Origin of the sequence: Rhodanobacter sp. C06 (assembly GCF_002001105.1) — a bacterium.
Lineage (GTDB): Bacteria > Pseudomonadota > Gammaproteobacteria > Xanthomonadales > Rhodanobacteraceae > Rhodanobacter_A.
Map to the genome: position 1 here is coordinate 90,422 of NZ_MUNP01000045.1, position 9,409 is coordinate 99,830.

Genomic DNA, 9,409 nt, shown 5'->3' on the forward strand with positions numbered 1-9,409 from the left:
GCCATGAAGGATCGCGCCAGCGACTCAGGCTTTGGACAGCAGCCGCCCTCCCATCGCCGCGTTCGCCACGATCACGATGCCTACCGCCAGCGCATGGGTGAGGAGATCCGTGGCGGCGGCGTCGAAGGCATGGCAGATCTCCAGCAGGCTGGCCGAAGCAGCCGCGCTGGCCAGGCCCACCAGCAGCGCCGTGAGCAGCGGGCGCAGCGGGCAGGCGCGGCGCAGCAGCCACACCATGAGCGCCGACAACGGGATCGAGAAGCTGACGATGAAGACCAGGCAGTCGGCGGACTGGTGCAGCGTGGCGATGCTGGTGTCCGGCGCCAGCCAGGTGCGCAGGCAACCCAGGCCGCTGGCGCCTATCCACAGCAACGCAGGCGGCAGCGGCAGCCAGACCCAAGCGCGCGAACGCCCCGGCACGGCCAGCGTGAACGCGGACCAGCCCGCGGTAACCGCCGTGAGCACCGCGCCCAGCGCGGCCCAGGCCAGATCCGGCGCACCGGCCCAGCGGCGCAACATGGGCTCGTCGCCGTAGTGCGCGAACAGCAGCACCGCGAACGCGGCCACCACGGCCAGCCAGCCCAGCATCCGCAGCCACGGCGGCGGCAGGCGCCGCACCGGCACCAGCTCGGCACCGAGCGCGGCAATCAGGCTGTCGTTGGAGCGCGGCTCGGCCATGCTCAGTCGTCTCCATGCAGTCGGCCGCGCAAGGCCTTCAGCGCGCGGTGCAGGTTCACTTTCAAGGCGCCGGTGTTGCGACCGGTCTGCGCGGCGGCCTCGGCCAGCGACTGCTCGCGCAGGCCTAGCTGTTCCACCGCCTCGCGCTGGCCGGGCGGCAACTGCGCGATGGCCTCGCGCAGGCGGCGTGCCTGTTGCCTACGTTCGGCATCCGCGCTGGCGTCCTCGCGGTCGGGGTGGCGGTCCAGCGCGAATTCGTCGTGCAGTTCGCGACGGTCGCGGCGGCCGTGGCTGCGCAGCGCGTCGATCGCGCGGCGGCCGGCGATCGCGCTCAGCCAGGCGTCGTAGGAACGCGCCGGGTCATAGGTGTGGCGCACGCGGTGCACGGTGAGCAGGGTCTCCTGCACCACGTCGTCCAACGCGTCCGTCGCCACGCCCTGGCGACGCGCCACCGCGCGAATCAGCGCCACCGAATCGGCCAGCACGCGCTCGTAGGCGCGGCGGTCGCCGCCCTGCGCGGCAGCCATCCACGTCGCGCGGCGCTGGTCAGCCTGGTCGCTCGCACTGGCGGTTTCGGTGGACACGGAGGCGCGGCAATCCGGCAACGGGACGAGGCCGCCATCTAGTACCCAAGCATTGCCGGCGGTCAAGGGCGTATCGTCCCGTGGGTGGTTCCATCCGGTGATTCGCCGCATCCGCCGCTCGGGTTACCTCGTATCAACCGATGTAACCGCCGCTGCCATGACGGCGAATCACCAGCACACCTCAAGCCCGGACTGCCCCCATGCTCCTGCTGATCCTTGCCTACCTCGGCGGCGTGCTCACCATCCTCAGCCCCTGCATCCTGCCGGTGCTGCCGTTCGTGTTCGCCCGCGCCGATCGCCCCTTCCTGAAGAGCGGCCTGCCGATGCTGGTCGGCATGGCGGCCACCTTCGCCCTGGTCGCCACGCTGGCGGCGGTAGGCGGCGGCTGGGCGGTGCACGCGAACCAGTACGGCCGCGCGCTGGCGCTGGTGGTGCTGGCCCTGCTCGGCCTCACCCTGCTCTCCAGCCATGTCGCCGAATGGCTGACACGACCGTTCGTGGCGCTGGGCAACCGGCTGTCGCAGCGCACCGAGGGCGACGGCGAATCGATCTGGGGCGCGGTGGGCCTGGGCATCGCCACCGGCCTGCTGTGGGCGCCGTGCGCAGGGCCGATCCTCGGACTGCTCTTGACCGGTGCGGCGCTCAAGGGCGCCAGCGTCACCACCACCTTGCTGCTGCTCACCTACGCGCTGGGCGCGGCCACCTCGCTGGGGCTGGCGCTGGCGGTGGGCGGCAAGGTGTTCGCGTTGATGAAGCGCTCGCTGGGCGCAGGCCAGTGGGTGCGCCGCGCGCTGGGCGTGCTGGTGCTGGCCGGCGTGGCCGCGATCGCCTCGGGCGTGGATACCGGGGTGCTCACCCGCGTCTCGCTGGCCGGCAGCAACGGCATCGAGCAGAAACTCATCAACGCCGTGCGACCGATGCCCGCCGCCGTCGCGGCACCCGCGCCGAAGCCCGGCGAGGCGTTGCCGGTGGAGGGCGCGTTGCCGTCGCTCACCGGCGCCACCGGCTGGCTCAACAGCGGGACGCTCACCCGCGAAAAACTGCGCGGCAAGGTGGTGCTGGTGGATTTCTGGACCTACTCCTGCATCAATTGCCTGCGCTCGCTGCCCTACGTCGAGGCGTGGTACGACAAGTACAAGGACCATGGCCTGGTGGTGATCGGCGTGCACTCGCCCGAGTTCGCGTTCGAGAAGGACCCGGCCAACGTGGCCGCGGCGGTGAAGCGGCTCGATGTGACCTACCCGGTGGCGCTGGATTCGGATTACGCGATCTGGCAGGGCTTCCACAACGAATACTGGCCCGCGGATTACTTCATCGATGCGCACGGCCGCATCCGCGCCCACTACTTCGGCGAAGGCGGCTATCGCGAAGGCGAAGACACGATCCGCCAGCTGCTCACCGAGGCTGGCTACAAGGACCTGCCCGGCGGCTACGTGCAGCCCGGAGCGAAGGGCGCGCAGGCCGCCGGCTCGGGCGACCAGCAGCGCTCGCCGGAAACCTACGTGGGCTACGCGCGCGCCGAGCACTTCGCCAGCGGCCAGGTCGCGCACGACGACGCGTTCGACTATCGCACGCCGGCGCAACTCGCCACCAACCAGTGGGCACTGGCCGGCCGCTGGACCGTGCATGCGCAGGACGCCACGCTGGATGCCGCGAACGGCAGCATCAGCTACCGCTTCCGCGGCCGCGACCTGCACCTGGTGCTGGGCCCGGGCAAGGACGGCAAGCCGGTGCGCTTCCGCATCACGCTGGACGGGCAGGCGCCCGGTGCCGACCACGGCATGGACACCGATGCGCAAGGCAACGGCACCGTCACCGCGCAGCGGCTGTACCAGCTGGTGCGCCAGGCCCACGGCACCGGCGAACGCACGTTCACCATCACCTTCCTCGACCCCGGCGTGCGTGCCTACGCATTCACGTTCGGCTGAGCCACCCCGGTAGGAACGCACCCCGTGCGCGAATGCTCTTCGCCACGTCACGCAAAAGCTGTCGCGCACGGGGTGCGCTCCTACCGGGATCTTCCATTCGCGCTACCGGAGGCTCCCATGTCCCGCATCGATGAATCCCTCGCGATGGATCGCCGCCGTTTCCTGCGCGCCGCGCTGAGCGGCGGCGCCCTGCTCGCGGTCGGCGGCAGCTTCGCGCTGCCCCGCCTGCTTGCGGCCGGCGCCGCGGGCGGCATGCCCGCGCTGGTCCACACCGCGCCCGGCGAGGTGCTGCTGGAGTGCTATGCCGACAATGGCCGCGACCTTGGCGCCTGCAAGGTGCAGCGGCTGGTGCTCAGCGACGCGCAATGGCGCGCGCGCCTGACGCCACTGGCTTTCGACGTGATGCGCCGCGACGGCACCGAACGCGCCTTCAGCGGCCCGCACGAACGCCCCGCGCAGCCCGGCCTGTTCCGCTGCATCGCCTGCGCCACCGCGCTCTACGACGCCGCCACCGAATTCGACTCCGGCACCGGCTGGCCCAGCTTCTGGCGCCCCATCGCGAAGCGGAACGTGATCGAAACACGCGACGACCAGTTCGGCATGGAACGCATCGCCATCAGCTGCGCCGGCTGCAACAGCCACCTCGGCCACGTCTTCGACGACGGCCCGCCGCCGACGGGATTGCGTTACTGCATGAATTCGGTGGCGTTGCGGTTTGTGGCGCGGACGGGGTGACGCGCTCGGCTTGACGCCTCGTGGAGCCTGCCAGACGATTGCCGCACAAAGTCCTCGCACGTCCAATCCTCTATTGCGGCCTCGCATGAAACCACTCCTTGTCGCGCTGACATCCTTGTTGGCCGGTTGTGCAACTTCGCCGGTATCCCAAGATGTCATGGCATCCCGGGTCTCCCAGCTGGTCGAACACACGACCACCAAGAGCACCGAGCAGACGGCATTCGTCAGCCTTGAAGCCTTGGGTACCTCCGCGGTGCCCTACCTGATTGCCCATCTGGGCGACATGCGTCCGCTGCCCGAACACGAAATCAGCCTAGCCAATACCTCGCCAAACGCATTCGAGGGTTCGCGTCACTATTCACCCGAGACGGTGCACGACGCGCTCGCCGCCATGCTCAACCAAATCACCGGCCAGAACTTTGTGTTCGTATACAACGGCGCCACTCCACAAGAGCGACTGGCCAATGCAGAACAGTGGCGCGCCTGGTGCGTGACGCAGTTTCCGGCGCAAGCCAGCGTTTGCCGCCCACGATAGTGTCCGAACAGGCACGCTTTCGTGATCTGCAAAGCTCAGCGACGATAGGGCCGCAACAGCGCCTGGTCATCGAACAACCCCGCCGGCAGCAGATAGCGCGGATCGCGTCCCGCAGCGAGCAGTTCGCGGATGCGCGTGGCGGAGACTTCGAGCGGCGTCACGGCAAGTTCGATCAACTTGCCGCAGGGCTCTGCACGCAGCGCTGCAACGTCGTCGACGCGGCGCGCAGCGGCTTCCTCGGCCAGCTCTGCAGGGTGCAAGGCATCCACGCCGGGCCGGCTCAACACGCCGATGTGCGCGAACTCGAATAGCTCGCGCCAGCGATTCCAGCCCGGCAGGCCGGCGAAGGCATCGGCGCCCAGCAGCAGCACCAGCGGCCGCCCGCCCTGCTCCGCGCGCAACTCGCGCAAGGTGTCGATGGTGTAGGAAGGCCCGTCGCGTTCCAGTTCGCGCGCGTCCAGCACCAGCCGCGACTGCCCGGCCAGCGCGGCGCGCAGCATCGCCACCCGCTCGGCAGGAGAGGCTTGCGGCGACGACCGGTGCGGCGGCACGTTGGCCGGCATCAGCCGCACTTTCGCATCCAGCAACTCCGCCGCTTCCCACGCCACGGTGAGGTGACCGATGTGGATGGGATCGAAGGTGCCGCCGAAGATGGCAAGCGGTCGCATGCTCATCTGCACAGTCCTAGGCCAGTGCCCGTGCCACCCGCGGCTCGGCGATTGCCGCGATCAGCCGCTCGGCCTCGCGCCAGGGCTCGCCCTGCTCGCGCCCCTTGGCGATGCGGTCGATGCGCGCGGCGCGCGCGAGGCAGGCCAGCCAATGTTCGCGTGGCGCGCGGCGCAGCGCCTTGCGGAACAGCTGTTCGCGCGCGGGCCACAGGCGTTCGGCGCGCGCCTGCGCGGCGAGGTCGGACGCGTTGGCGAGGCGCAGCGCCAGCTGCAGCTGGTTCACCAGCCAGCCCATCAAGGCGATCAGCTCGTCACCCTCGGCATGCAGGCCGGCGAGGATGCGCAGTGCGCGGGCGCCTTCGCCCGCCAGCGCGGCGTCGGCAAGCTTGAACACGTCGTAGCGGGCGCTGTCGGCGACCAGGCTTTCCATCGCATCGGCGTCGATGCGACTGTTGTCGCCGGCGCGCAACACCGCGAGCTTGTCGACCTCCTGCGCAGCGGCAAGCAGGTTGCCCTCCACGCGCTCGGCCAGCAGGGCCGCGGCGTCGGGCGTGGCGGAGAGGCCACGCGAGGCGAGTCGCGCGGCTATCCACGCCGCCCATTCGTTGGGCCGCGGCGCATTGAACACCACCATCGTGCCGGCCGCATCGAGCTTCTTGCTCCAGGCGCCGTCGTGCTTGCTGCTCCACTCCATCGCGGTGATCAGCAGCGTGACATCGGGGGGCGGGTTCGCGCAGAACTCGTTGATCGCCTTGGCGCCGTCGACGCCGGGACGGCCGGTGGGCAGCCTAAGGTCGATGAGGCGGCGCGTGGCGAACAGCGACATGCCGGCGGCGGCGCGGGCCAGGTCGTCCCAGTCGAAACGCTGCTCGACTTCCAGCACCTCGCGCTCGGTGTAGCCGAGCCGCTTCGCCTGCGCGCGCAGAGCGTCGGCGGCCTCCAGCACCAGCAGTTCCTCGCCCGCGAGCAGGTAGACCGGCGCCAGGCTGTCGCCAGCCAGGGCCTTCTGCCATTGCGCGGGGGCGAGCGGCATCAGTGCTCGCCGGTGCCGGTTGCCGGCGTGTCCTGCGCGTGGCGACCGGCAGCCTCGAGCCGGAACATGATCGCCTGCACCATGTCGTCGACCAGGCTGCGCTGGATCTGCTGCACCTGCGAGGCGTTGCCCACGGTGTCGGTGGAGTCGTAGCTGTATTCGCGCTGCATGCTGATGCGCTGGTGCGGCAGCACGGTCTTGCCATCGGCGCCGGTGACGTCGAATTCCACGTTGTAGTTCACCGCGTACTCGGTGATGCGCACATAGCCGCCCTGGGTCAGCGACTGGGTGCCGAACGCGGCCACCGGCACGCGCAGCTCGGCGACGCCGGGGCCGGCGGCGTCCTCGACGGCGACGTTGGCGTTCTCCAGCGCACGGGTCAGCGCGCGCTCGAGGTCGCCGCCGCCCGAAACGACGAGGTGCACGTGGCTCATCGACGGCGGCAACGCGGCGCTGCGGCGCAGATGGAAGCCGCAGGCGGAGAGCGCGAGGGCGGCGGCGAGCGGCAACGCGACACGGAGCATGCGGTTCATGGCTTTCATCCTGCGACGATGTTGACGATCTTGCCTGGCACCACGATCACCTTGCGCACGCTGAGTTCCTTGAGGAAGGCGGCCACCTGCGGTTGCGCCAGCGCCAGCGCCTCGGCCTCTTCCTTGCCGGCATTGGCGGGCAATTCGATGGTGCCGCGCAGCTTGCCGTTGACCTGCACCGCGAGGGTCAGACTGTCGCGCACCAGCGCCGCGGCGTCCACCACGGGCCACGACTGATCCTCCAGCACGGCCTCGGCGTGGCCCAGCACCTGCCACAGGTGATGGCTGACGTGCGGCACCACCGGGTTCAGCAGCAGCACCATGCTCTCCAGCGCCTCGTGGCGCACGGCACGGCCCTGCTCGCTCATGTCGGCGAACTTGCCCACGGCGTTGAGCAGCTCCATCAGCGCGGCGATCGCGGTGTTGAAGGAGTGGCGGCGACCGAAGTCGTCGCTGACCTTCTGGATGGTTTCGTACAGCTGGCGTCGCAGCGCCTTCTGGCCGGCATCGAGTTGCGACGGGTCGACCACTGCATGATCCGGCTGCGCGGCATGCGTGACCACCTCGCGCCAGAAGCGGCGCAGGAAGCGCGCCATGCCTTCCACGCCGGCCTCGTTCCACTCCAGCGATTGCTCCGGCGGCGATGCGAACATCGAGAACAGGCGCACCGTGTCGGCGCCGTACTTGCCCACCATCGCCTGCGGATCGACGCCGTTGTTCTTGGACTTCGACATCTTCTCGATGCCGCCGATCTTCACCGGCTGGCCGTCGGCCTTGAGCACCGCGCCAACCACGCGTGCCTTGTCGTCGCGCTGGATCTCCACGTCGGCGGGATTGATCCAGTCCTTCGAGCCGTCGGCGTGGTCGCGGTAGAACGTCTCGGCGATCACCATGCCCTGGCACAGCAGGTTGGTCGCCGGCTCGTCGGAGTTCACCAGGCCCGCGTCGCGCATCAGCTTGTGATAGAAGCGGAAGTACAGCAGGTGCAGGATCGCGTGCTCGATGCCGCCGATGTACTGGTCCACCGGCAGCCAGTAATTCGCGCGCTCGTCCACCTGGCCGTTCGCGCCCGGCGAGGTGTAGCGCGCGTAGTACCAGCTGGATTCCATGAAGGTGTCGAAGGTGTCGGTCTCGCGCTCGGCGGGGCCGCCGCATTGCGGGCACGTGGTCTTGCGCCACTCGGGGTCGGCCTTGATCGGCGACTGCACGCCGCTGAACGCCACGTCCTCGGGCAGCACCACCGGCAACCGGTCTTCCGGCACCGGCACCGCCTCGCACTTCGGGCAGTAGATCACGGGGATCGGGCAACCCCAGTAGCGCTGGCGGCTGACGCCCCAGTCGCGCAGGCGCCAGTTGACGCGGCGCTGGCCCTTGCCTTCGGCTTCGAGCCTGGTCGCCAGGCAATCGAAAGCCTCGCGGTAGTTCTTGCCGTCCAGCGCACCGGAGTTCACCACACGCATGTCGGCGCGGGCCTTGTCCGAGTACCAGTCCTGCCACACGGCGGGATCGTAGGCCTCGTCGCCGGCGGCGATCACCTGTTTGATCGGCAAGCCGTACTTGTGCGCGAACTCGAAATCGCGCGCGTCGTGGCCGGGCACGGCCATCACCGCGCCGGTGCCGTAGCCCATCAGCACGAAGTTCGCCACCCACACCGGCAGCTTGTCGCCGCTGACCGGATGGATGGCGAACAGGCCGGTGGCCATGCCGCGCTTTTCCTGGGTTTCCAGTTCGGCTTCGGAGACGCCGCCGTGCTTCAGCTCGTCGAGGAAGGCGGCGAGCTGCGGATTGTTCGCCGCCGCCTTCAGCGCCAGCGGATGCTCGCCGGCGATGGAGACGAAGGTGACGCCCATCAGCGTATCGGGGCGGGTGGTGAACACGGTGAGCGGCGCGGCCTCGCCTTCCACGGCGAAATGGATCTCCAGGCCTTCGCTGCGGCCGATCCAGTTGCGCTGCATGGTCTTCACCGCGTCGGGCCAGCCCGGCAGCGTGTCAAGGCCGTCCAGCAGCTCCTGCGCGTAATCGGTGATGCGCAGGAACCACTGCGGGATCTCACGCTTCTCCACCACGGCGCCGGAGCGCCAGCCGCGGCCGTCCACCACCTGCTCGTTGGCCAGCACGGTGTGGTCGACCGGGTCCCAGTTCACCACGCTGTTCTTGCGGTAGGCCAGGCCTTTCTTCAGCAGCCGGGTGAACATCAACTGTTCCCAGCGGTAGTAGTCCGGGCGGCAGGTGGCGAACTCGCGGCTCCAGTCGATCGCGTAGCCCAGCGACTTCAGCTGGTCGCGCATGTGCTCGATGTTCGCGTAGGTCCACTTGGCCGGCGCGGTCTTGTTCTTGATCGCGGCGTTCTCGGCCGGCAGGCCGAACGCATCCCAGCCCATCGGCTGCAGCACGTTGCGGCCCTGCATGCGCTGGTAGCGGCTGATCACGTCGCCGATGGTGTAGTTGCGCACGTGGCCCATGTGCAGCGCGCCGGAGGGATACGGCAGCATCGAGAGGCAGAAGAACTTCGGCTTGGCCGGGTCTTCCTTCACCTCGTAGGCGTGCTGCGCGTTCCAGTACTGCTGCGCGGCGGCTTCCACCGCCTGCGGCTGGTAATCCTGCTCGGTCTTGCTGGTGTCGTGGGTGTCTTGCATGGGTCCGTGGCCGTGATCTTTGCAGGCAGCGTGGCGCGGGCTCGCGCACCTGCCGGGAGAACGGATCAGATTAGCAGAA

At 69.3% G+C, this 9,409-nt stretch carries 9 protein-coding genes; 3 read left to right on the top strand and 6 right to left on the bottom strand.

Going from position 1 to position 9,409, the window contains the following annotated elements:
- Positions 1–24: 24 nt before the first annotated feature.
- A complete protein-coding gene (locus tag B0E52_RS08885; protein ID WP_077483475.1) occupies positions 25–678 on the bottom strand; it encodes an NrsF family protein in 654 nt (217 codons plus the stop codon).
- Between the two features lie 2 nt (positions 679–680).
- Positions 681–1,205: a sigma-70 family RNA polymerase sigma factor gene (locus B0E52_RS08890; RefSeq protein WP_077483498.1), complete on the bottom strand. Its 525-nt coding sequence runs from the start codon at positions 1,203–1,205 to the stop codon at positions 681–683.
- Between the two features lie 257 nt (positions 1,206–1,462).
- Here B0E52_RS08890 and B0E52_RS08895 point away from each other — a divergent pair, with 257 nt between their 5' ends.
- The 3 genes from B0E52_RS08895 to B0E52_RS08905 all read left to right on the top strand — a co-directional run bounded on the left by B0E52_RS08895 (position 1,463) and on the right by B0E52_RS08905 (position 4,460).
- Complete coding sequence (locus B0E52_RS08895; RefSeq protein ID WP_077483476.1) at positions 1,463–3,190, top strand: cytochrome c biogenesis protein DipZ; 1,728 nt, start codon at positions 1,463–1,465, stop codon at positions 3,188–3,190.
- Between the two features lie 117 nt (positions 3,191–3,307).
- Positions 3,308–3,925, top strand: coding sequence for a peptide-methionine (R)-S-oxide reductase MsrB (msrB, locus tag B0E52_RS08900; protein ID WP_077483477.1), 618 nt, complete (start codon positions 3,308–3,310; stop codon positions 3,923–3,925).
- An 85-nt stretch (positions 3,926–4,010) separates the two neighbouring features.
- Entirely contained in the window at positions 4,011–4,460 is a 450-nt protein-coding gene (locus B0E52_RS08905; RefSeq protein WP_139351626.1) for a hypothetical protein, read from the top strand.
- Between the two features lie 35 nt (positions 4,461–4,495).
- Here the strand turns inward: B0E52_RS08905 and nadD are convergent, their stop codons facing one another.
- Genes nadD through leuS form a run of 4 tightly spaced genes read right to left on the bottom strand, consistent with a single transcriptional unit; the run spans position 4,496 to position 9,330 of the window.
- Complete coding sequence (nadD, locus tag B0E52_RS08910) at positions 4,496–5,128, bottom strand: nicotinate-nucleotide adenylyltransferase (protein ID WP_077483479.1); 633 nt, start codon at positions 5,126–5,128, stop codon at positions 4,496–4,498.
- A 16-nt stretch (positions 5,129–5,144) separates the two neighbouring features.
- A complete protein-coding gene (holA, locus tag B0E52_RS08915; RefSeq protein WP_077483480.1) occupies positions 5,145–6,161 on the bottom strand; it encodes a DNA polymerase III subunit delta in 1,017 nt (338 codons plus the stop codon).
- Complete coding sequence (lptE, locus tag B0E52_RS08920) at positions 6,161–6,694, bottom strand: LPS assembly lipoprotein LptE (protein WP_254426752.1); 534 nt, start codon at positions 6,692–6,694, stop codon at positions 6,161–6,163. Before lptE ends, holA begins: the two co-directional genes overlap by 1 nt.
- Before the next feature lie 5 nt (positions 6,695–6,699).
- On the bottom strand, positions 6,700–9,330 hold the full coding sequence (gene leuS, locus B0E52_RS08925; RefSeq protein ID WP_077483482.1) for a leucine--tRNA ligase: 2,631 nt from the start codon (positions 9,328–9,330) through the stop codon (positions 6,700–6,702).
- Between the last annotated feature and the right edge of the window lie 79 nt (positions 9,331–9,409).